At 54.8% G+C, this 21,148-nt stretch carries 17 protein-coding genes and 1 other RNA gene; 10 read left to right on the top strand and 8 right to left on the bottom strand.

The annotated features are described in order from the left end of the window. The first annotated feature begins 1,267 nt into the window (after positions 1-1,267). Together purF and purM are read left to right on the top strand one after the other, a co-directional pair. On the top strand, positions 1,268-2,776 hold the full coding sequence (gene purF / locus KK925_RS10180) for an amidophosphoribosyltransferase (RefSeq protein WP_236027913.1): 1,509 nt from the start codon (positions 1,268-1,270) through the stop codon (positions 2,774-2,776). Then, on the top strand, positions 2,764-3,912 hold the full coding sequence (gene purM, locus KK925_RS10175; RefSeq protein ID WP_214096496.1) for a phosphoribosylformylglycinamidine cyclo-ligase: 1,149 nt from the start codon (positions 2,764-2,766) through the stop codon (positions 3,910-3,912). Before purF ends, purM begins: the two co-directional genes overlap by 13 nt. Here purM and ssrA read toward each other — a convergent pair. Beyond that, positions 3,872-4,248, bottom strand: a transfer-messenger RNA (tmRNA) gene (gene ssrA, locus KK925_RS10170). The two genes, purM and ssrA, sit on opposite strands and share 41 nt — an antisense overlap. A 268-nt stretch (positions 4,249-4,516) precedes the next feature. Between ssrA and KK925_RS10165 the strand changes: the two genes are divergently transcribed. The 3 genes from KK925_RS10165 to smpB all read left to right on the top strand — a co-directional run bounded on the left by KK925_RS10165 (position 4,517) and on the right by smpB (position 6,322). Then, positions 4,517-5,209, top strand: a complete 693-nt coding sequence (locus KK925_RS10165) for a class I SAM-dependent methyltransferase (protein ID WP_174582525.1) — start codon at positions 4,517-4,519, stop codon at positions 5,207-5,209. 78 nt (positions 5,210-5,287) lie between these two features. After that, complete coding sequence (locus tag KK925_RS10160; protein WP_174582524.1) at positions 5,288-5,515, top strand: DNA-directed RNA polymerase subunit omega; 228 nt, start codon at positions 5,288-5,290, stop codon at positions 5,513-5,515. Between the two features lie 354 nt (positions 5,516-5,869). Then, positions 5,870-6,322, top strand: a complete 453-nt coding sequence (smpB, locus tag KK925_RS10155) for an SsrA-binding protein SmpB (protein ID WP_174582523.1) — start codon at positions 5,870-5,872, stop codon at positions 6,320-6,322. Here the strand turns inward: smpB and KK925_RS10150 are convergent. The 5 genes from KK925_RS10150 to KK925_RS10130 form a co-directional block, all read right to left on the bottom strand. Then, on the bottom strand, positions 6,319-7,047 hold the full coding sequence (locus KK925_RS10150) for a zinc ribbon domain-containing protein (RefSeq protein ID WP_174582522.1): 729 nt from the start codon (positions 7,045-7,047) through the stop codon (positions 6,319-6,321). The genes smpB and KK925_RS10150 overlap by 4 nt on opposite strands. A gap of 66 nt (positions 7,048-7,113) precedes the next feature. After that, a complete protein-coding gene (locus tag KK925_RS10145) occupies positions 7,114-8,550 on the bottom strand; it encodes an aldehyde dehydrogenase family protein (protein WP_174582521.1) in 1,437 nt (478 codons plus the stop codon). Positions 8,551-8,702: 152 nt separating this feature from the next. Continuing rightward, on the bottom strand, positions 8,703-9,320 hold the full coding sequence (locus tag KK925_RS10140; protein ID WP_174582520.1) for a hypothetical protein: 618 nt from the start codon (positions 9,318-9,320) through the stop codon (positions 8,703-8,705). A gap of 516 nt (positions 9,321-9,836) precedes the next feature. After that, positions 9,837-11,426 (bottom strand): DHA2 family efflux MFS transporter permease subunit, encoded by a 1,590-nt coding sequence (locus tag KK925_RS10135; protein WP_174582519.1) that lies wholly within the window; start codon positions 11,424-11,426, stop codon positions 9,837-9,839. Positions 11,427-11,493: 67 nt separating this feature from the next. Continuing rightward, positions 11,494-12,600 carry an HlyD family secretion protein gene (locus KK925_RS10130; RefSeq protein ID WP_174582518.1) on the bottom strand — a complete coding sequence of 369 codons (1,107 nt, stop codon included), beginning with the start codon at positions 12,598-12,600 and terminating at the stop codon, positions 11,494-11,496. A 54-nt stretch (positions 12,601-12,654) separates the two neighbouring features. Between KK925_RS10130 and KK925_RS10125 the strand changes: the two genes are divergently transcribed. After that, a complete protein-coding gene (locus KK925_RS10125) occupies positions 12,655-13,287 on the top strand; it encodes a TetR/AcrR family transcriptional regulator (RefSeq protein WP_174582517.1) in 633 nt (210 codons plus the stop codon). 407 nt (positions 13,288-13,694) lie between these two features. Beyond that, positions 13,695-14,483, top strand: a complete 789-nt coding sequence (locus tag KK925_RS10120; protein WP_174582516.1) for a hypothetical protein — start codon at positions 13,695-13,697, stop codon at positions 14,481-14,483. On the opposite strand, the gene KK925_RS10115 is transcribed toward KK925_RS10120, so the two are convergent. Next, positions 14,452-15,240, bottom strand: a complete 789-nt coding sequence (locus KK925_RS10115; RefSeq protein ID WP_174582515.1) for a phosphatase PAP2 family protein — start codon at positions 15,238-15,240, stop codon at positions 14,452-14,454. The two genes, KK925_RS10120 and KK925_RS10115, sit on opposite strands and share 32 nt — an antisense overlap. A gap of 204 nt (positions 15,241-15,444) precedes the next feature. Between KK925_RS10115 and acs the strand changes: the two genes are divergently transcribed. From acs to KK925_RS10100, 3 genes are all read left to right on the top strand, one after another. Continuing rightward, positions 15,445-17,469 carry an acetate--CoA ligase gene (gene acs, locus KK925_RS10110; protein WP_174582514.1) on the top strand — a complete coding sequence of 675 codons (2,025 nt, stop codon included), beginning with the start codon at positions 15,445-15,447 and terminating at the stop codon, positions 17,467-17,469. 58 nt (positions 17,470-17,527) lie between these two features. Beyond that, a complete protein-coding gene (locus KK925_RS10105) occupies positions 17,528-18,283 on the top strand; it encodes a DUF4013 domain-containing protein (RefSeq protein WP_174582513.1) in 756 nt (251 codons plus the stop codon). A 65-nt stretch (positions 18,284-18,348) separates the two neighbouring features. Beyond that, positions 18,349-19,506, top strand: coding sequence for a cysteine desulfurase family protein (locus tag KK925_RS10100; RefSeq protein WP_174582512.1), 1,158 nt, complete (start codon positions 18,349-18,351; stop codon positions 19,504-19,506). Here KK925_RS10100 and KK925_RS10095 read toward each other — a convergent pair. After that, positions 19,503-20,510, bottom strand: a complete 1,008-nt coding sequence (locus KK925_RS10095) for a class I SAM-dependent methyltransferase (protein ID WP_174582511.1) — start codon at positions 20,508-20,510, stop codon at positions 19,503-19,505. The two genes, KK925_RS10100 and KK925_RS10095, sit on opposite strands and share 4 nt — an antisense overlap. Positions 20,511-21,148 lie beyond the last annotated feature (638 nt).

Raw genomic sequence — 21,148 nt, 5'->3', positions numbered from 1 at the left:
CGGCAACTGCAACCGCAAGCCGATCGGCTACCGTCCGGAGATACCGCGGCTTGATAGAACTGGTTACCGGGGGTGTCGTCCTTCGAGCCTAGCACAAAAATGGGCTCCTCCGATCCTCCTACCAATCCCTCTTCCCGTCTCCATGGCTAACCTATCCCTTTTTCTTTGAAAAAAACTCTTTACGCGAAAAGGCACGCCAAGCCGAACCAGAGACGCACCCGCTCAGGCCTCTTCTTCGCCCTGGAGCGCATGGACGTTCCTGCGCGCGGGATGGCTAGCCGCCGCTTTTTCTCCCGCACAACGTGCGCCTGCGAGTTTTTCTTTCGGAGCTTGGAGATCACCATCTCCGCTCTTCCGGATCCGGCTCCTTAGTTTCCTCCATGAGATAGGGCCGCCTTCGGCCGATGGAAGCGATCTTTTCTTTGACCTAGGACCCGGAGGGTATGGAACTCTCGGGAGGTCAAGCCAAACCGCGGGAAAAAAGAATCGCTTAAGCTTCTTTGAGTGAACCCCAAGCCCGCATATGCCAGGAAAAACTCCGCTCCATCCGTCCGGCGGAGCACCACCGAGCTCTTGAGCAACGGCTTCTGGTCGACCGCCAGCCCCCCAGTGCGACTGGTAAGTGAAACCTCGGCAAGCTTGCTCATGCGATCGCTGCGAGCGCCTTCTTGGCACCCTTCTACTGGGATCTCTTTCGGAAAATCGGGGCACACAATGAATCGATCTCCCCACCCAGATCGCAGACCATATCGTTGGTCCTCTCTTTGGAATCCACCACCAAGATCGATCGACTCTCGCCGGCCAATGCCGCTTACCGGTACTCCAAGCCCAAACGCATGAGCCGGTCGCACTACTCGACCAGGATGACGCCATCCTTTGGATGAGAGACCTGCCTAACGAGCCCTCTGCGATGGCCATTCATGGCAGAGCCGGGCCTCATTGATGGCCTTGACGATTTGCAACGGTTTGCTCGAGAGCCAACTCAAGAAAACCCAAGCCAATGGTCTCTGTAGCCGCTCTTTAATGGGCGCTTGCCCATCCGCGCGTAGAAAGCGACACCGCCACCAAGCTGCTCTGCGTCCGCATGCACGCTGGGCACTAGGCTCTTGACAAGCCCATGGTTTTGCTAACCGATTTTTTTCTTCTTTTCCTATCCTCCAGGCACACGGTTTTCGACACCCGAAGCCTTAGACCCAAAAGACGAGCCCCAAAAGAAAAAGTATTCCCGATCGAACAGCAATGGCATAGTAGAAGTTGGGAGATAGCTTTGGCCAGGAAGGAGGTATTTCTGCACAAGCGGGTCACAAAGCCCGGGTTTCCGTACCCGAAGCACGAGTGCGGTATCTTTGGTGTGTTCGGTCACCCCCGGGCCAGCGAACTTACTTACTACGGACTTTACGCTCTGCAACATCGTGGCCAGGAAAGCGCCGGGATTGCCGCCTCCGAGGGTCCTGGAAAGCCCTTCCGGGTGCACAAGGGAATGGGTCTTGTCTCGCAAGTGTTTGATAGCCTGACGCTACGATCTCTCCAAGGCTCCCGTGCCATTGGTCATGTTCGTTACTCGACCACGGGTTCGAGCCTGCTGAAAAACGCCCAGCCGATCGTGGTCTCTTGCGCGCGGGGACAACTGGCCATCGCGCATAACGGAAACCTGGTCAACGCGGGCCAACTGCGGGACGAGCTAGAAGCCAAAGGCTCCATTTTCCAAACGACAACCGATAGCGAGATCATTCTCCACCTTTTGGCTCAGCCCGCTGAGCCCGGGGAACACCAGGGGCTTTTGCGAGCGCTCCGGCGGATTCGAGGAGCATTTTCTTTGGTGTTGCTCACTGAAAACGCGCTGGTTGCCGCACGGGATCCTTTCGGTTTTCGGCCTCTTTCTCTGGGGACTCTTGAGGATGCCGTGGTCATTTCGAGCGAAACCTGTGCTTTCGACCTTATCCACGCCCGCTGGGTACGAGATCTTGCGCCAGGAGAAGTTTTGATCGTTACCGAGGAAGGGCAAAAGTCCCTTTTTCCTTATTCTGCCAGCTTGCCAGAAGCCTTCTGCGTTTTTGAGTTTGTCTACTTTGCTCGCCCCGACTCCAATCTTTTGGGAAAAAACGTAAGCCAGGTTCGCGTGCAAATGGGCATCGAATTGGCCCGGGAACATCCGGTGGAAGCCGATCTTGTGATCCCGGTGCCTGATTCAGGAATTTATGCTGCTCTGGGATATGCCCAGGAGAGTAAAATCCCCTTTTATCCAGCCTTTGTCCGCAACCATTATATTGGAAGGACCTTTCTTCAACCGACCCAGTTAATTCGAGACTTTAGCGTCCGGATAAAACTCAACCTCATCGATGAGGCTATTCGAGATAAACGGGTCGTAGTAGTAGACGATTCCGTGGTCCGCGGAACGACCGCACGAGGACGCATTATGACGCTCAGAGAAGCGGGAGCGCGTGAAGTACACTTGAGGATTAGCTGTCCTCCCCATCGCTATGCGTGTTATTACGGAATTGATTTCCCGGATCCATCCTGCCTGCTGGCTAACCAAATGGACCTTGCTCAAATCCAAACCTACCTTGGTGTCGATTCTCTTGGATATTTGAGCGTGGAAGGCATGATTCGAGCCTGTGGCCTTCCTGCCAACCGGTTTTGCACGGCCTGTTTCACAGGCTGCTATCCCTTGCCTCCTCATCACCCGATGGACAAATTCGTCTTGGAGCGACGACCCGGGAGTGTAACCCCCCTTCTGGTGGACGACGAGCCAATGGAGCAACCGTGTCTTCTCTAAGGGATCCGAAGCCTCAAGCCTTTTCCTCTCTTTCGTGCCCGGTTCCCGAGGTGTCTTCTCGTTACGAGGAAGCCGGTGTGTCGTTAGGCCTGGCACGGCAACTCAAAAGCCAGCTTTTCGTACGGAGCCGTCGGCAACCGAAAGACCCCCGGTGCTTGGGGGAGCTTGGTGGTTTTGCCGGACTGTTTCGCGCGCGCTTCCCCGGCTACCGAAAACCGGTTCTTGTGGCAAGCACCGATGGGGTGGGAACGAAACTGGCTCTCGCGACGGCCCTCCAAAAGTACCGGGGAGTGGGACAAGACCTTGTCCATCATTGTATTAACGACATTGCTGTGGTCGGCGCTAAACCCCTGTTTTTTCTGGACTACCTCGGGGTAGCTCGCCTGGAACCACGCATGTTCCAAGAGCTTCTCGGAGGGATTCTTACCGCCTGCCGTCGGTGGAATTGCACGCTCCTCGGCGGCGAAACCGCCCAGCTGTCGGACACGTTTCAACCCGGGCACTTCGAACTTGTGGGAACTATTGTCGGGGTTGTCGAAGAATCGCAGCGGATTGACGGAAGCAAGATCCAGCCGGGCAATATCCTGGTGGGCCTACCTTCCCATGGACTTCATACCAATGGGTATACGCTCGTCCGTAAAATCCTAGAAAAAACAGGCTTTCCCCTCACAGAAAAACCACCAGGTTTTCGGCGTCCCCTTGGAGAGATTCTTCTTGCGGTTCACCGTTGCTACCTTCCAGAAATCCAAATCCTCCGTCGCTTTCAGGTACGTGGACTGGCACACATTACCGGCGGAGGGCTACCGGAAAATCTCCTTCGGATTCTTCCGGAAGGAATGGGAATAGAACTGTGGCTCCAGAGCTGGCCAGTGCCTCGAATTTTTTCTTGGCTTCTCCAGCAAGGGAATCTTTCCTGGAATGAAGCCTACACAGTCTTTAACATGGGAATTGGGCTTGTGGCCGTCCTACCGGAGAACCAGTGGGAAAGATGCCGGCAAACCTTGGGCCGAGTTTTCCTCATTGGCCGGGTCATTCGAAGCCGTCGCCGGGTGGTTCATCTGGTTCCCAAAAAATCTCCGGAAGATCATCATAACACCATGGAGGCGGAGGGAGTCGAACCCTCGTCTTCCCGATGACCCCTTTCCTGCTTCTACAAGCTTAGTGACTTCTTGGAACCGATTCGAAGACGGCCGGGCAGGAAGCCACAAGCCCATTGGCCCTCTTCGAGCCGCCCGTGAGTTCTACCAGGGGTAGGAGCGGCCTCTTCCCCTGGTGTCCGGCAACAAACCTGCGCCGCTGGCGACCCGGCCGGAACGGGCCACAACCAGACGGCGTGGCAGCGATCCTTTAGGCTGCCAGAGCCAATTCTTCGTTGGCACTTAGTTGTTCGCAGGCTTTTTAACGAGGCCAGCCTGCAACCTCGGCTTGCCACAGGAAGCGGCTTTCGGGAATCGAATCCCGTTTGCGCCCCCAGTATATGCACCCAATTCATGATACGGCCGTGGCCAATCCCTGTCAAAAAAGCTTCGGATCTATCTAGGGAGAAGCTTTTTGGGCAAAAAAGAGTTGCCTCAGGGCCTTCATCCTGGCTAGCTTCCCTAACTTAATCCCCATGAATAACTTGTGGTCGGATTTTTGCGGCGGCACCAGCGAGGACAACGAAATGACGTTCTGACCGGACCGCAAGGTTTTAGGAAGCCCCCGTATCAATCCAAAAACTTATCAGTTTTGTAAGACGCTATGCTTTTCCCAGAGTTGCCTAGCGATGCGGAGCATAAAGATTCGGCCGCCCGGGATCTGGGAGTCGTATGCCTCCCCAAAGCCAGCCAGACCTCTCGCCCGTGGACGGTTTCTGTCGTAAAAAACCTCCAAAAAACTCTCGTTTTTGCCAAAGAAAGTCTTCTCCATCCACGGAGCGTGGGTGCGCTTGTGCCAAGCTCCCTCTATCTGGCCGAGGCCATGGCTCGTTGTGTCAAGCGCCCTTCCGGGTCATGGGTTTTGGAGCTGGGGGCGGGAACGGGATCCGTTACCCGTGCCCTTCTCCGACAAGGCATTCCTCCGCAACGGCTCATTGTGGTCGAACAATCCCTGCGGCTCGTCCATCTCCTCACGGAACAATTTCCGCGTCTGCTCATCATTCATGGAGACGCCCAAGAGTTGAGGGGGATATTACGGGCTACTTTCGGACAGGTCTGCCCGTTGATTTCCCACGTGGTCTCCTCGCTTCCCTTTCGCTCGCTGTCCCCCCTTACACGATCGAGGCTGGAACGGGAGATTGAACTGGTTTTACCGCCGGGTGGGAAAGTGATCCAGTTTACTTACGACTTGCGTCCCTGGGCCAGAGGGCCTTTCGAGGCTTTCCACAAAGGGAAAGGAGCGACTGTCTGGCGCAACCTTCCGCCCGCGCGGATCGACTGGTACCAAAAACCGTAACCGAGACGTGCTGAAAACAAGAAAAAAGCCCTGGCACACCGTCAAACTTTGTATAGGGTAAAAGCGCGGCAAGCTCACATGAAAGACCCGGCCCTTTTGAAACAAGCTCTGGAAAAAATTCCGACCCCGGAAATCCTAGTCAACGTCGTATCCCGAAGAGTGCGATTGCTTGCGCGAGGAGCGCGCCCGCTGGTGGAAGCGCCCGCAGACTGGGGATTTCTTGAAATTGCGCTCAAAGAGATCGGTGAGGGCAAACTTTCCTACGAGCTCATTGAGGAAGTCCCCCCTCCCCCAAGTTCCGCTTAACCGTCTGGTGTCCGACGCATTCGAGGTCACGGCATCCAACAAACGGAGCTTTCTTGGGAGTAACCTCTGGGCTTTCCGCAAGCCCTCGGAGCTCTCAACGAGCCGATCGGCCCATAGAAACAAGGAAACGGCTTTCCTTTACGGACCTACGGAAAAACCTACCTTTTCCCCACGCTTAGAAGACGGCTTACAACCTCCGGGAGCACGCTTGGAACAACCGAATGCTCCTGGGAGTGAGCCTTGGCCGCTTCAAGATGGGTTTTCCATCGGTAAAAGAAAGAAAACCCAAAGAAACGAGGTTCCCTGCCCAAGTTCCAGAATTCGTTTTTCTTTTCGATTGAGACAGAACGAACGATGGGAGAAGACATTTTAGTCAACCGACGGGCCTATCACGACTACCACGTGGTCGAAACGCTAGAGGCGGGCATCCAGCTTCGCGGTCCCGAAGTCAAGTCCCTTCGACTCGGACGAGGAAATGTGGCCGGTTCCTTCGCCCGGGTGGAAGACGGGGAAGCCTGGCTTTACCATATGGATATCCAGCCCTACCAAAACCAGCCCGATCCCTCCTTTGATCCAAAGGCCAAAAGAAAACTTCTTCTCCACAAAGCGGAGATCCGCCGGTTGGAAGGGAAACTTTCGATCCGAGGCCGGACGCTTATCCCGCTTAAGCTCTACTGGAAAAACCGAAAGATCAAAGTTCTTTTGGGACTCGCAGAGGGTAAATCCAAAGGAGACAAGCGGGAAGCACTCAAGGAACGGGAAGCGCAAAAGGAAATCGCCCGAGCTTTACGAAGGAGGCGAAACTAGACCCCTGTTTCCCCCGCCCAGTAGAGAAAACGACCACAATTTTCGCACTCGACCCATTTTTTTTCTGATCGTACGTCCAAGACCGTTTGACGCGGAATCTTCATGTGGCAGCCCCCGCATGAGTCCTGGGTCACAGGAGCTAGCGCCAGGGGTTTTCGAGCTTGCCAGATCCGCCGGTACTTTCTGAGGAGTTCGGTGTCTAGCTTTTCTTCCGCCTCCTTCACTTGCCGCCGGGTCTTCTCCAATTCCTCTTCCAATCGTCGCTTCCTTGCCTCCAAAGCCGCAACATTCTCTTCGAACTGGAGCTTTTCTGCCCTTACCTGCGATTCTAGCTCTTGCAAGCGTCCCTTTAAGATCTCGGCTTGCTCCATAAGCGAAAGTTCCTGGTCCTCGATCCGGGCAACCTCCTGGGACGCCAACTCAATTTCATGACCCAGCGCTTGGTACTGATCGTTTTTCCGTGTCTGCATTTGTTGCAGTTTGTACTTGGCAATCCGATCGCGTAACGCTTGTGCTTCCAGTTCCAAGCGCTTCCGTTGAACCTCTAGCTCTTGCAGTTCCTTTTTGCGGGCTTCCCACTCGAGCCGGACTTTTTCGTATTTTTGCTCATGGACGGATTTTTCCTTCGGAATACGCAAAAGTTCCTCCTCCAGTTTGAGCACCCTCACATCTTTCTCCTGCAGGCGGAGCAGGCTTTCCAAAAGCTCCCGAATGTTCGATTGCATACCCTATTGCTCGGCCGAAACACCAATCCGAGTCGCTTTCCCAACCTCCCGTACCCGTTTGAGCCCCTAGTTACAATTCCAAAGGCAAACGCGTGGTTCGGTCATGCCTTCCATCGCATACCGGATCCCCTCGCGCCCAAAACCACTCCGTTTCACTCCCCCGTAGGGCATCGTTTCAATCCGAAACGTCGGAATCTGATTGATCAGCACCGCACCCACCTCCAGGGTCTCAAAAGCTTGCATAGCCCGATAAAGATCCCGGGTGAAAACCCCTGCCTGTAACCCATACCGGGACCGGTTTACCCTCTGCAAGGCCTCGTCGAAAGAATCAAAGTGCGACAAGACCAAAAGAGGAGCAAAAACCTCTTCGCACACGATTTCTAGCTCCTCCTCTTGCGTCTCGACAATCGTCGGCTCCAAGCACGGACCTTGGAAGCGTCCCCCGCATACAATCCTGGCTCCCTTTTCCTGGGCCTTGGCCAGCCACCGAGCGATTCGCTCTGCGGCCGAAGCGTCGATGAGCGGCCCCACCACAACTTCGGGACGGTTCGGATCACCTATGTGAATCTCCTTCTGCGTAAAGCTCACCAGCGCGTCGCGGAAAGCCTCATAGATCGAGCGATGAACAAGCACGCGCTGGACACTAATGCACGATTGACCCGCGTAGGCAAAGGCTCCCATAGCAATGGGACCAATTGCTTTCAACCAATCACTGCGTTCATCTACGATGACAGCCGCATTGCCTCCAAGTTCCAGGGTTACCCTTTTCTCAGGGCAAAGGGCCTTAAGCTTCCAACCCACCTCAGCGCTCCCCGTAAAAGAAACCTTCCGGACTCGATCGTCCACAACCAGCTCTGCCACTTCCTCATTCCCACAAACAATCAAGTTGTATTGTCCCGGGACAATACCGGCTTCCAAAAGGAGTTCTGACAAAAGAATGGCCGTAAGAGGCGCCTTGGGAGAAGGTTTGAGGACCATCGGGTTACCGGTGGCCAAACAAGGAGCAACTTTATGCGCTACCGTGTTGAGAGGAAAATTGAAAGGAGTAATGGCGAAAACGACCCCGATCGGGAACCGTTTCACCCACCCGAAGTAACCCTTGCCGGTAGGAAAGCCCTGAAGAGACAAAAGCTCTCCCAGTTCCCGTCGAGCCTCCTCAGCAGCTGCTCGGAACGTGACAATAGCCCTTTCCACTTCCACCGTCGCTAGCCGCCTGGGCTTGCCAACCTCCATCACAATCGTTTCAACGAAGTCATCCTTACGGCTTTCGATTAGGGAGGCGATTCGAACCAATCGCTCGGCTCGGTCACACGGAGCTTCCCGGCTGGTGGTCGCAAACGCCTCATGAGCCAGTCGGATCGCTTCCTTGCATAGGGAGAGGTCGGCGAGGGGAACCTCGGCGATCACTTTGCCCCAGTAAGGGTCCCGCAATGGATAGCTCCCCGTACCATCCACCCAGCGATTACCAATAAGAAGCAAAGGGGAAGCTCGTAACTGCGGCACTATCCTACTATCACGTAAAACCTCCTACCAGGCAAACGCGGGCTCAGGAATTGGCCGGGCTTTTTGGGGCCCCGCAGAGCTTCTTTCCTAAAAGAGAAGGGTTGGCCGTACTCCCTCCCCCTTTTCCAGGCTACGCAAGTAGCACTGAGGCGTTACCTTTCCTTCTCGATCTCCAAGAACCCTGTGGAGGCTTCTTTCGGAAACCCCTGTTCACGAAGATGGTGCCAAACGTAGCTAGGAACATCCTCATGCAAAATCCTTCGCCCGTTACAATCCGTCGTTAGCAAAACATTCACTAGCTCGTTTCCCCCACCGCCTCGTCTTGCTAAAGGAACCCCTCGTCCAAGACGGCCCCAAAGACCCAATGTCCGAGCCCCGTTCCTCTGGTAGTAACAAGTCGCCCGGATAACGTTCTCGGGAACACAAAGGCAACGCCCATGGAATACGATCGGGTCCAAGGCCAAAAATTCTCTTATCGTAACTCTTCGAGACTCCAATATCCTTGCCAACCGGACCGCTGTAACCACTCCGCGGCTGTATCCGACCAGTTCCTCAAGAATCCCGCCTGGAGGAATCCTTCGAGCCAGCCGGAGAAGCCACCATCGCGGTCGAGGTCCTGTCGTGCAGCCAAGGGTTCCTTCGAACCAAACACGAATCCAAAAATTGGAATAGCCAGGGCCGGAAGGACCGACTCCCCAAAACGCCAGCCGCCTAGGATAGGACTCGAGGAGGTCGGGAAAAAGAAGGTCTTTTTGCTCTAACCCGTCCAAAAAACCTCACCTCCTAGCGTCGCAAGGGGCGTGGTTGTGCGTACCTCTTTTGGGCTCTGTTCCTAAACTCGAAAGTTTTTCGATGGGAAAGTGTCCGAATCGACTCGGCTGAAACATGCTATTGGCCACCCTTCTTGAGAAACCAAAGGAAAAAGGAAACACAAAAAAATTGCTCTGAATGCGGAAAAACTGCCGCACCTAGGCTTCTTCCAAAAGCTCGCCAACAATCTTCGAATTGGGAAAGCCACTCCCTTTGACCCAACCCAAAAACCCGATCGGGCTTTTTCTCATGGAACACAAAAAAGCCCTCTTATTCCTTTCGTTGCCGAGAGATTTTTTTTGCAAAACCTCGCGGGATGCGGGAGCAAGCGCTCCGGAAACCTGCCCGATGAGGACTAAAGAGGTCTTGAAAAGAATAACGGCAAGACCGTCCAAGAACACTCGAAGCACTCCCTGTAACCAAGGGTTATTTTTCCTTCCGTTGCCGCCCGCTCACCCCCCAGGCCAAGCAAGCAGTTAGTGCAACGTCCCCCTAGCTGAGCGTTCGCGTTTTGACTCCCGAAAAAGAAAGCAAAGGGGAAGACAAAACAGAGAAAGGCCCGTCATCGCTCGAAAAATATCGACAAATGACCACAGTTCCGCCTGGGCCAGCACGGTCGTGTAGAGCAGCTGCAAAGCGGTTGCCTCCGGCCCGCTAGCGGGAGCCTGTGGGCGAACGAGGGTCTGGAAAAGCTCCACTTGCGCTCGGTAGAAGGGGTTTTCTGGAGTCAGGTGGCTTATAAGGTAGGCCTGGTGCACCTGTGCCCAACGGTCGTGAAAGGTAGTCATCAAAGCAATCCCAAAGCTCCCTCCAATATTACGCGCAAGATTGAAAAGCCCGGTACTCTGGTTGATCCGCTCCCGAGGCAGTGTGGTACTGGCCAGTGTCGTCAAGGGCACAAAAATACCACTAATCGCAAGCCCGTTGACAAAGACCGGCCACTGGATGTTTTCCATGCTGGTTTGAAGAGTTGCCTCGCTCAAAGCCAAAAGCGATCCGGCCAGAAGAAGAAACGCCCCAGCCATGATGGGCCGCCCAGACCACCGGGAAAGCGCTTTCCCGACTCCTACGCTTGCAAGGAAGGCACCCACCCCTCGTGGGCTTAACGCCCAGCCGCTCAAAAAGGCCGTATATCCGAGCAAGGATTGCAAAAAAAGGGGCACAGCCGCTGTCGACCCGTAAAGGACCGCGCCCAGAAGGAAAACCAGAAGCGTGCCAAGCGCAAAATTCCGATCCCGGAGGACGGAAAGCTGGACAATCGGGTCCGGGGTCAAAAGTTCTCGCACAACGAAACAAACAAGCGTGACGGCTGAAAGCCAGCTGAGCCGGGTGATCCAAGCACTATCAAACCAGTTTTCTTCCTGACCTTTGTCCAGTACGATTTGGAGAGCTCCCAAACCCACTGCCATCAAAGAAAATCCAATCCAATCTACTTGGCGACCCTTCTCCGCTTCCTGCCGCAGGTAGGGCGGGTCTTCCAGCAACCATTGGCATAAAACGACGGCAGCGATACCCACGGGAAGGTTGACATAAAAAATCCAGCGCCACGAATAAGTGTCGGTCAGCCACCCTCCTAGAATGGGACCCACGATCGGCGCCACGACAACCCCCATAGCAAACACCCCCATGGCCATCCCCCGCTTCTCCGGAGGGAAACTTTCCAAGAGGATGGCTTGGGAAACCGGTTGCAGGGCTCCTCCCCCCAATCCCTGGATCACCCGGGCAAAAATCAACTGGGGAAGGTTCTGGGCGGCTCCACAGACCGCGGAGCTTAGGGTGAAAAGAGCGATGCAGGAAAGAAAGAAACGTTTTCGACCAAAAATGAGCGAAAACCACCCGCTTGCCGGAAGAACGATCGCGTTGGAAACAAGATAACTGGTCAATACCCAGGTAGATTCGCTCGTACCCGCCGAGAGACTCCCGGCAATATGGGGTAAAGCCACGTTGGCCACCGACGTGTCCAGAACTTCCATGAAAGTGGCCAGCATGGCGGCGAGCGCAATGGCCCAAGGATTGTGCCTAGGGCGCCAGGACTGGGCTCGCAAGTCAAAGGAACTTGCGGACATAGGAGTTTATCCTCTCGGTGCTTGTGGACCGGACAACCACCCGGTTCCGCTTTCCCGCTTTCCTTCGTCAGGCCCGTAGAAGTTCCCTTTTTTTCCTGTGATGCCACGCAAATCCGGCCACAAGGGCTCCGCTAAACGATCCGACAGTGGCAGCCACCAGGACATCGCCAGCGGAAAGAACGGGATCCTTGACCTTGACCGTGGGGACGACCGACATTCCGGGGCCTAGTTCGTACGGTCCATGAATCGGCTCATCGAAGACAATTTTTACGGGAACCCGCTGCACCACCTTCACGTAATTCCCAGTGGCGTTTTCCGGTGGCAGAAGGCTAAAACGGGCGCCACTTCCCCGCTGGATACTATCCACGTGACCTTTCCAGCGCCTCTGAGGATAGGCGTCCACACGAATTTCTGCAGGTTGGCCGGGCCGCATCCAGGTTAGCTGGGATTCTTTAAAATTGGCGACTACCCATACGTTTTTGGGCACAAGAGAAAAAAGCGTGTCTCCCACTCGGACATAGTTTCCTTCTTCCACCGTCTTTTTGGTTACCCGCCCATCCACAGGAGCCACAATCTGCGTGTAGGCCAGCTGCAGGCGTGCTGATTCGGCCAGCGCCTCTAGCGAAAGGGCCTTGGCTTTTGCCTTTTGCAGATCGAATTCCGAGACCGAAAGGCTTTTTCGCATGGCTTCCATACGACGCCATTCCCAGTAGGCCTCCTCGCCCTGGGCCTCGGCTGCCTTTAACCCTACTCGATACATGTCTGGGTCAATCTCGACCAAAAGCTGCCCTTTTTGGACTTCTTGATTATCGTCCACGTAACACTTGCGCACATGTCCCGCCACTCGCGGCGCCACACGGATGATGTGCCCCTCAAGGAACGCGTCATCCGTGGTTTCATAGGAGGAAACGCGCGTCCACCAGAAGGCCAAAAGAACGCCCGTTATCCCTCCGAAAACAACCAGAACCACTCCCAGTCCCAAGGGGCCTCCGAGTTTGGGCGCAGATCTCCAGCGAGGCTCAGTGGAGCCGAGTGTAGGCGGACCGTCCTCGTCCGCTCTAGGACTCGGGGAAACGTCACTTCTTTGCTGGTTGGGCCCAGAGGCTAACTCATCCCTCGCTGCAGGATCCGCCTGGGACACCCCCGTAGCGCGTTCTGGCCTAAAGAAATTCATTGACGCCCGGTCCAAGTAAGTACTTACTTTCCTTAATAAGAAGTCAATCAGTCAATGCGTCAAGCAGCTAAAGCACAGAACACAGCGGATCGAATCCTACAGGCTGCTGTCGAGCTTTTTTCGGCCCACGGTTTCCGCGGAACAACTACCCGGAAAATTGCACAGCAGGCCGGGGTCAACGAAGCGCTGATCTTTCGCTACTTTCCCAACAAAGAGACCCTGTACGCGGCGATCATTCAAAAAAAGATCCAAGAATGCCCGCTCACCCCGGGAAAGCCATTTTTTGCCCAGCCCCCGGCCGAGCCGGAGGCTTTCTTCCAAGCTCTCGGGGAAGAAGTCCTCCGGGCAATGGAAGAAGACCCTCAGTTTGTTCGTCTTCTCTATTTTAGCGCGCTAGAAGGACACCAGCTGGCCGGGATGTTTTATGAAGCCTTTACCCATCACTTGCACCGTCTGACAGCCGATTACATCCTTCAGAAGCAAAAGGAGGGACGACTCCGAAGGGTTCCTCCGTTGTTGGCTGCCCGAGCTTTTTTTGGAATGCTTGTTCACTATTATCTAGGAAAACGTATTTTTGGGATGTTTGAATGCGGCTCCGCACAGCCCGCCATGGACCTTTCCGAAGTGGTTAAAACCTTCGTCGAGCTATTCTGTCACGGCGTAGTGGCTCGCTCCTCTCCGGCTTAAGCAAAAAACGTGCGTTTGGGCCCCGCGCCTTTGGCGCCCGCTTTCCACGCGCGCCTCCACGCTAAAAAGCTCTCTTTTCCCTTCCAAAGCGATTTTTACCTCCTCAGGTTCCCTGCTTTTCCCCGACCTTTTGACGGGCCCCCCAACAGGGAGATCTCTCGCTTCGGAAAAAACCACTGGCCCACGATGGTTCCTTTGGCGCGCTCGGTCCCTCGTGCACACTGGGCTATCCCCCACCGAGGCTCGCACCGCACAGATTCTCTTTTCTTTGGCTTGCTGTGCGTTTTTGGAGTCCAAAGGCCCTTAGCCTAATTCAAACGCAAGTCACATCGGACCAAGACTACGCAGCTAAAAAGTTTTCTTCTTGGCATTGCCTCTTGGGAGGAGGCGTGATACAGGGAAGATTCTTGGAACCTTTTTCCCCTCCCTCGCCTGCTCCCAGCGTTTTTTTCTCCTTAGCTCGCGGGAAAGATTTCATTTGCTCTTTCACCCATTTCCTCGGGAAAACCAGCTGTGCCAGAGCTCTGAAGCCCAGCTACCGGACTCCGCGCAAGGGATTTTGTCCAACGTTTGGGTGGCTGCTAGTCCTAGGAAGCCTTTGCCTTATCTCAGCTCGAAGCCAAGAGCCTCCGCCCTCCTCGCAATCGACCCAGAAGCAAAGCCAGACACCAGGAGACCTCCAGGGTGCCGGGATTGTGTATGGCCCTAACTGTGCCTTTTTCATCAAGGCTCCTCCTCACTGGGTACTCGACAACGAGTCGGGACAAAGCCAAGGACTTTCCTGCGTCTTCTACCCTGAGAATTCCAGCTGGGCACAGGCCGAAACAGTGATCTACGCCCAGCTTTCCGGGCCGGAGCACAGGGACGCGGAAACCTTCGCCCAGCGAGCCGTAAAGGAACTCCTCAAGCACAATCCGGCTCTTAAGCCCAAACGACTCGAAAAGGGAAAAACCGTCCAAGGCCTGATGTATCTCCTCTATGAATATCCCCCCACAAGCCGATATCCCGTTTCCGAACGTGCTGCCTACGTTGGGCTAGGATGCGGAGTGGCCTCGCTTGTCATGAGCTCCCGGAACCCCAAATCCTATCGGCAAAGCATAACCGCCTTCCGAGCCATTCTTGATTCGATCGTTCCTGTACAGATGGAGCCAGAGAAACAACCCGCTACTCCTCCCTCCGGCTCCGGTGCCCTTTAACGAGAGTTCCCCTGGAAGTTCTCGGAGCCACCCGCAAGCCAAAAGCAAGCCCTAAAACCATGCCGGCCACAAGATCGGAAAAGCGATGTCTGCCCAAAACTGCTCGAGACCAGAGCACGCTCGCCGCGCCACACATCCAAAAAGGTAGTAAGCTCGGCCATTCGATGGAAAGAACGGTCGCGGTTGCGCTAGCACTGGCCGCATGACCCGACGGCAAGCTATGGAAAAGATCCTTTCCCTGCCAGCCGTACAAACCGTCGGTGAGTCGACCGGGAGGAGAAGGAGTGGGAAGAACGAGCCAGGGCCTGGGAAGAGTTCCTAGCTCCTGCAGGCAAGCTTTCACTGTGGCATCGGGCCTCGGCCGACCTAATACGATTCGGAGAAGATCCGCCGAAAGCCCCGCGAGCGTGGCCGCTACGAGAATGGCGTAGGCTCGCTCGCGCCAGTGCTTTCTGTGGCCAACAAAGGCCCCGATCCAAAGAACCAAGACCACAAGAAAAACTCCGGGAAAAAAATCTCCCCAGTAGCTGATTCGTTCCGCAACTTCGCGCCATAACGGGTTTTTCGATTGCGCCAGAAGCGCCCTCTCCCATACCGGATCCATGGAGAGAGCTACAACCACGACTACAAACTCAATCCCCATCCATCCAACCAACCAAAACGCGGTTTGCTGGACGGAAGGAAAAAGTCTTTTCCAGATCCATGTACCCCCTCCGAGGGGGCATGCCGACTGGGGAGAACCAGTGTCACGCATCATGCACTTTCCGGGAGCGTTTCTTCAACCTTTTGATCGAATCTGGCAAAAAAAGGAAGTCTTTGCGACCGTACGCAAACGCGCGAGCCTCCGACAGGAGAAAGTTGCCTCAACAAAAAAAGTAGTAAAAATCTTCTAGGCTCCGTAAACAGTGCTAAAGACTGGCTACGGCTGGAAAGTTCAAACGAAGTCAAAGGATATGTGTCAGTGAGGAACAGCGACGAAAAAAGTCCGGATGAGGTAAGGGGAATCACCGCTGGGCTGACGAAGATAAGAAACATTCCTTCCCCTCGGTGGCGCGGAACGCGCAAGCCGCGGATTTCTTCGCTGACCCAATACCGAAGACTCTACCGGGAGTCTTTGCAAAAGCCTGAGGTTTTCTGGGCAGAACAGGCACGGAAAATTTCCTGGTATCGGAAATGGCGCACGGTCTCTCAGTGGGAACCGCCATTTGCTCGATGGTTTGTCGGAGGAGAACTCAATGCCTGTGTTAACTGCGTCGATCGCCATCTGGAAGGTCCAAGGCGGTACAAAGCCGCAATCGTTTGGGAAGGGGAACCCCAGGGCCAGATACGTGTTCTCACCTACCAAGAGCTCCACCGTGAGGTGTGTCGGCTGGCCAACGTTCTTCTTCGGCACGGTGTACGCCGCGGGGATCGGGTAGTCATCTATCTTCCCATGATTCCCGAGGCCCTCATCACGATGCTGGCCTGCGCTCGGATCGGAGCGGTTCACAGCGTTGTTTTTGGGGGATTTGGACCGGGCGCTCTCCAAGAAAGAATCCTTGACTCCCAGGCTAGGCTGGTGGTGACCGCCGACGGGGGTTACCGGCGGGGGGCGATTATACCTCTAAAGGAAAACCTGGACGCCGCGCTGGCCGAGCTTTCCTGCGTCCAGACTGTTCTTGTGGTCCGTAGGACCCATTGCCCGATTCCCTGGGTAGAAGGCCGGGATTACTGGCTGGATCAAGAACTAGAGAAGGTGCGCAGCTTTCATACGGCAGAAAGAATGGGGAGTGAAGATCCTCTGTTTATCCTTTATACCAGTGGGAGTACGGGCAAACCCAAGGGTGTTCTCCACACCACCGCCGGTTACCTCTTGGGAGCGATGGTGACCACAGAGTATATCTTCGACCTGCGGGATGAAGACCTTTACTGGTGCACAGCCGATGTCGGTTGGATCACGGGGCATAGCTACGTGGTCTATGGACCCCTGGCCTGCGGAGGAACGGTTTTTGTCTACGAAGGTGCTCCCGATCATCCATCCCCCAGCCGGTTCTGGGAGATGATCGAGCGACACAGGATTAGCATCTTTTATACGGCCCCTACGGCCATTCGTGCCTTCCTCCGATGGGGTGAAGAATGGCTCTCCAAGTCAGACCTCTCCAGCCTCCGGCTCTTGGGGAGCGTGGGGGAACCCATCAACCCCGAGGTATGGATGTGGTATTTTGAAAAAGTCGGAGGGGGTCGCTGTCCGGTTGTCGACACCTGGTGGCAAACAGAGACAGGGGCAATCATGATTGCTCCTCTTCCTGGGGTCACTCCCTTAAAACCCGGGTCAGCTACGCTTCCTTTCTTTGGCGTCGATGCCGCCGTCGTCGATCCCGAAGGGAACGAACTACCCCCAGGAAACAAAGGGCGGCTCGTCCTTCGAAGGCCTTGGCCTTCTATGTTGCGGACCCTCTATCAAGACCCGGATGCCTATCGCCAGATCTACTGGACCCCGGTTCCGGGTTGTTACTTTACCGGAGACGCAGCCTACCGGGACCAGGACGGTTATTTCTGGATCGTTGGACGCATGGATGACGTGCTCAACGTCTCCGGACATCGGCTTGGAACAGCCGAGGTAGAAAGCGCTCTGGTCAGCCACCCGGCCGTAGCCGAAGCAGCTGTCGTTGGGCGACCCGATCCTCTCAAGGGGCAAGCCCTAGTAGCGTTTGTTATCCTCAAAGAAAAAGCGTCACCCACACAGGCTTTAATGGAAGAATTGCGAGCTCATGTAGCTCGGCAAATTGGGCCGATCGCAAAACCCGAAGAGATCCATTTTACGGAAGCCCTTCCGAAGACCCGCAGCGGGAAAATCATGCGGCGGTTGCTAAAAAGTGTCGCAAACCGATCGGAAGTGCGTGGCGATCTCAGCACCCTGGAAGACCAAACGGTTCTTCAAAAGCTTGCTGCGGCGAGATCGGAACCGATAATCGGGGAAGCAGAACCGGAAAGCTGGGAAGACTGAAGAAAGAGCAATCCTGGAGAACGGTACGCTGGGGACTGCTCATCTTCGTCCAAGGGTTATGAGCGGGGCACCGAGACCTGTGACCTGGACCGGAGAAGAACTTTTTGAAGACATCAAAGCCGCTTTTGGTGTTCTCCTCAAGGACCGCTACTGGATTGGAAAGATTTTCCTTGGAGGCACACTCCTGATTAACCCGGTGCTGCTTGGGCTTGCTCCTCAGGCAGCAAAGGGAGGCGAAGTAACTGGCTTTCTATGGGCCGTCCTTTTGGTTAACGCTCTTACGTTCTGGCTGGCTCTCGGGTACACCTTTGAGGTTTTGCGACGGGCCAAGGATGGCAAACCAGAAGGACTTCCTTCCTGGAACCCCGCTCGGTGGGTTGCCTACGCCAAAGAAGGGGCTGCCAAATTGACGATCGCCGTGCCCACCCTGATCCTTCCCTTGCTCCTGTGGACGGGCATAGGTTTTGGGGTGCTGGTCGGTCTATTAGGTCTTCCGGTTTCGGTGCTCGGCCTATTCGTTGCACCCGGAACGCTTTTTGGGATCCCTTTTTGTGGGGTCGCTTGTTGCCGCTATCTGGACGGGACCCCGGCTTGGAGGTGTGCGACCGGTTTCCAGGAAAACTGGAAGATCTGGAAAAAAGGGTGGCAAGACTATCTTTTGGCTTCCACGTTCCTTTTGGGACTCAATTCAGTTACCTTTTCGTTGTACTATTCGATTCCCTATGGGGTTTTTTTTGGATTGTGCTTGGTCGACCAATGGTTTGGCACAATTTACTCCCGGACCCAAACCGAGCAAACTCGCCGCTCACGTTAACAAAGGAAAAGAGCCTCCCGGTTACCCTCTTCCTCTAAGCGTCCAAAAGCCAGCCGCCGGTCTCAATGGGTTACATCTATTTTGATCACCAGTCTGGCACGCCGGTCTTACCGGAGGTCCGGGAAGCGATGCTTTCTTTTTTGAGCAGCCCTGGGGGTACGGCCAGTCTCCATCGTTACGGCGTGCGAGCTCGTCAGGCTCTGGAACAAGCTCGAGAACAGGTCGCAAGGCTCCTGCACGCCAAAGATCCCGGAGAAATCCTTTTCTGTTCGGGTGGAACAGAGGCTGCCAATCTAGTCATCCAGGGAGTGACTCGAGCCTGGAAAAAAAACAGGCCGGGCCACGTTATAAGCTCCCGAGTGGAACACCCTTCGCTCCTGCGTCCGATCCAATGGCTGGAAGCCAATGGATGGCGCATAAGCTGGCTCGATGTAGATCGGCAAGGGTTTATTCACCCCAGTAGACTGGAAGAGGCCCTGCAAGAAGACACCGCACTGGTGGCGCTTCACTGGGGCCATTATGAGCTGGGCACTATCCAGAAAGTGCGCGAGCTAGCTCAAGTGTGTCAAAGGGTTGGCGTTCCCCTCTTTTTGGATGGTTCCCATGCAGTGGGATGGCTCCCGATCGACGTCGAAACTTTGGGGGTGAGTTTCCTTTCGGCGACTCCGTACCGCTTTTATGGCCCGAAAGGGGTGGGGATTTTGTATCGAAGAAGGGATGCTCCCCTTGCTCCCCTTCTCTACGGAGGGATACAAGAAAAGGGTCTCCGCCCCGGAACAGAAAACCTTCCGGGAATCGTAGGCGCAGGCGTTGCTTGCCAGCGAGCCTCGGAGGAACTTTCCCTTCGCATGGATCACGTGGCAAAGCTCCAAGCCCTTCTTTGGAGCCGGCTTAATGAGATAATCCCTACCATCCTCTGGCACGGGCCCCCTCCAGGCCCCGATCGGATCCCTTATCAACTTCATTGGAGTGTACCGGGAGCGGAAGGCGAGGCGCAGGCCTTGCTTTGCGATCTCCGGGGCGTTGCCGTCGCCACCGGTCCGGCGTGTCTCATCTCTTCGGAGCGAAAAAATCAAACGCTAGCCATTCTGGGGCTACCCAGCGAAGTAGTTCGCAGTAACCTGATGGTCACCCTAGGGAAAGATAATACAGAAGAGGAAGTGGAATATTTTGTTCGCATTTACCAGGGCGTCATTCAGAAGATCCAAGAGATGTCCCCTTAGCGGCTGCTATTCTCGACGGTCGCCGCGACGTAGGGAACGGCACAGGAGGGAGTCGCGGGATTGAAACCAAAAAAGGTGTGAGACCCATAAAGGCGGGTCCTCCCATCCATTAGGACCTCACGAAGAGACAAACGGTGTTTTTCGATAAGTTGGAAAATCTCGTGCATCGGAAGACAATGCATATCCATAGTGCCGATGGGGCTAGACAAGTATTCATCGGCGTCAAATCGATACCCGGGCCGATGGGTTTGAGTTTGGAAAAAGAAGCTTCCACCTGGCGTAATCTTACTCAAAATGGAATCAAGGACACACCGTTGTACCGGAGGGCAATTGTGTTGTAAGCAAGTTACCGAATAAAAAAAGTCTATCGGCGGGAAATGACAAAGGTCATCGAATGACCGAAATAGTTTGCACTCCACATTTTTCATTCCAAGATGCGCCAGCTGTTCCTGGCAGCGCTCCAAATGGGTTTTTGAAACATCAATCGCAAGAACGTAATCAAAACGCCGAGCAAGATGGATGGTAACGCGACCCACACCACAGCCCAGCTCGAGGCACAGTCCTCGCGGCACAGGTGTACCATTTCGTTGTGCAAAAAGATCAATGAGATCCACTTCCGCCTTGCCGCTAGCATAAAATTCTTCAACTCCCTTGCTGTCAAGATTCGCCCTCTTGAACCGCTCATGAGTCCAAACGGACCAGAAAGGCTCATTTTTTCCAAGAGACTCCCACTGAAACCGGTGACGCTCAAACAAAGCCTTCAGTTTCTCTGGAACGACATCCACATCGATACGTGAAGGCGCATTCCAATAGCCTCGTTCCATAATACGTTCCATACTAGAAGCGGCCGACCGAAACATGTATTCCTCTGATTTGAGAAATGCCGCAATTAGCTCTTCCAGAGAATTTGCGCCATTCTGCCAATCTAGGACGACCCTCTCGTTTTCAGGTTCTCGGCCTAAAATGGACCGGTAGCAAGCCTCTACCGCGCTCCGCTCAACCATGCAGCTGCCTCCAAGCCATGCGAAAAAGAGTTACCCCGCCTAAACCCAAAGAACCTATTAGAACATGAGCCAAAAGAAAAAAGGCAACCGCTCACGTTTGGTGGGTCAACCCTACAGGACACACGAATAGTGTCAAGCTCACACTTGTTCCCGTTTGCCTGGCTCGGGAACAATCCGATCCTCAGCCGTTAGGCCACTCAGAGACCAGTGTCTCAGTCCTCTCAGCTACTTCCTATTTCCTCGACCACATGGTCGTGAACTGGACGTCTCTCCTCGTTCCGCGTCTCGATCGGATCTGTAAGGGCGATTTTTCCTGGAACACCTCTGGTAGGCTCCGTGAAGTCCACCTGCCCCTACTCCCGGAGGGGTGGAATCGGCGTTGGGGAGACCCCGGTCCATCACCACCCAGCACCGCTTACACCCAGAGAAAACTCTGGGCGGACAGGAAGTCTTTCGCACGAATCACCCATATTATCCCCTGTTCGACTTCGGTATCCTTAACAAATTGCATTCCTTCCGGTCGATCCAGACCGCGGAGAGGATCGTTTGGGCCGGAAATGGTATCGGCTGTCCTGATGCTAAAAATAGGACCCTTCCTTTTGTTTCGCCGACCGGGCTCCTTTTCCAAGGCAAAAAGC

The organism is Candidatus Methylacidithermus pantelleriae (assembly GCF_905250085.1).
GTDB classification, from domain to species: Bacteria; Verrucomicrobiota; Verrucomicrobiia; order Methylacidiphilales; family Methylacidiphilaceae; genus Methylacidithermus; species Methylacidithermus pantelleriae.
This window is presented reverse-complemented; position numbering and strand designations above follow the sequence as displayed.

Excerpts from the sequence above, each read along its gene's own strand:
- KK925_RS10125 (WP_174582517.1), top strand. The coding sequence starts at position 12,655 with ATGCGTCAAGCAGCTAAAGCACAGAACACAGCGGATCGAATCCTACAG.
- KK925_RS10130 (WP_174582518.1), bottom strand. The coding sequence starts at position 12,600 with ATGAATTTCTTTAGGCCAGAACGCGCTACGGGGGTGTCCCAGGCGGAT.
- KK925_RS10095 (WP_174582511.1), bottom strand. The coding sequence starts at position 20,510 with ATGGTTGAGCGGAGCGCGGTAGAGGCTTGCTACCGGTCCATTTTAGGC.
- smpB (WP_174582523.1), top strand. The coding sequence starts at position 5,870 with ATGGGAGAAGACATTTTAGTCAACCGACGGGCCTATCACGACTACCAC.
- KK925_RS10105 (WP_174582513.1), top strand. The coding sequence starts at position 17,528 with ATGAGCGGGGCACCGAGACCTGTGACCTGGACCGGAGAAGAACTTTTT.
- KK925_RS10115 (WP_174582515.1), bottom strand. The coding sequence starts at position 15,240 with ATGATGCGTGACACTGGTTCTCCCCAGTCGGCATGCCCCCTCGGAGGG.
- KK925_RS10150 (WP_174582522.1), bottom strand. The coding sequence starts at position 7,047 with ATGCAATCGAACATTCGGGAGCTTTTGGAAAGCCTGCTCCGCCTGCAG.
- KK925_RS10165 (WP_174582525.1), top strand. The coding sequence starts at position 4,517 with ATGCTTTTCCCAGAGTTGCCTAGCGATGCGGAGCATAAAGATTCGGCC.
- KK925_RS10135 (WP_174582519.1), bottom strand. The coding sequence starts at position 11,426 with ATGTCCGCAAGTTCCTTTGACTTGCGAGCCCAGTCCTGGCGCCCTAGG.
- KK925_RS10100 (WP_174582512.1), top strand. The coding sequence starts at position 18,349 with ATGGGTTACATCTATTTTGATCACCAGTCTGGCACGCCGGTCTTACCG.
- KK925_RS10160 (WP_174582524.1), top strand. The coding sequence starts at position 5,288 with ATGAAAGACCCGGCCCTTTTGAAACAAGCTCTGGAAAAAATTCCGACC.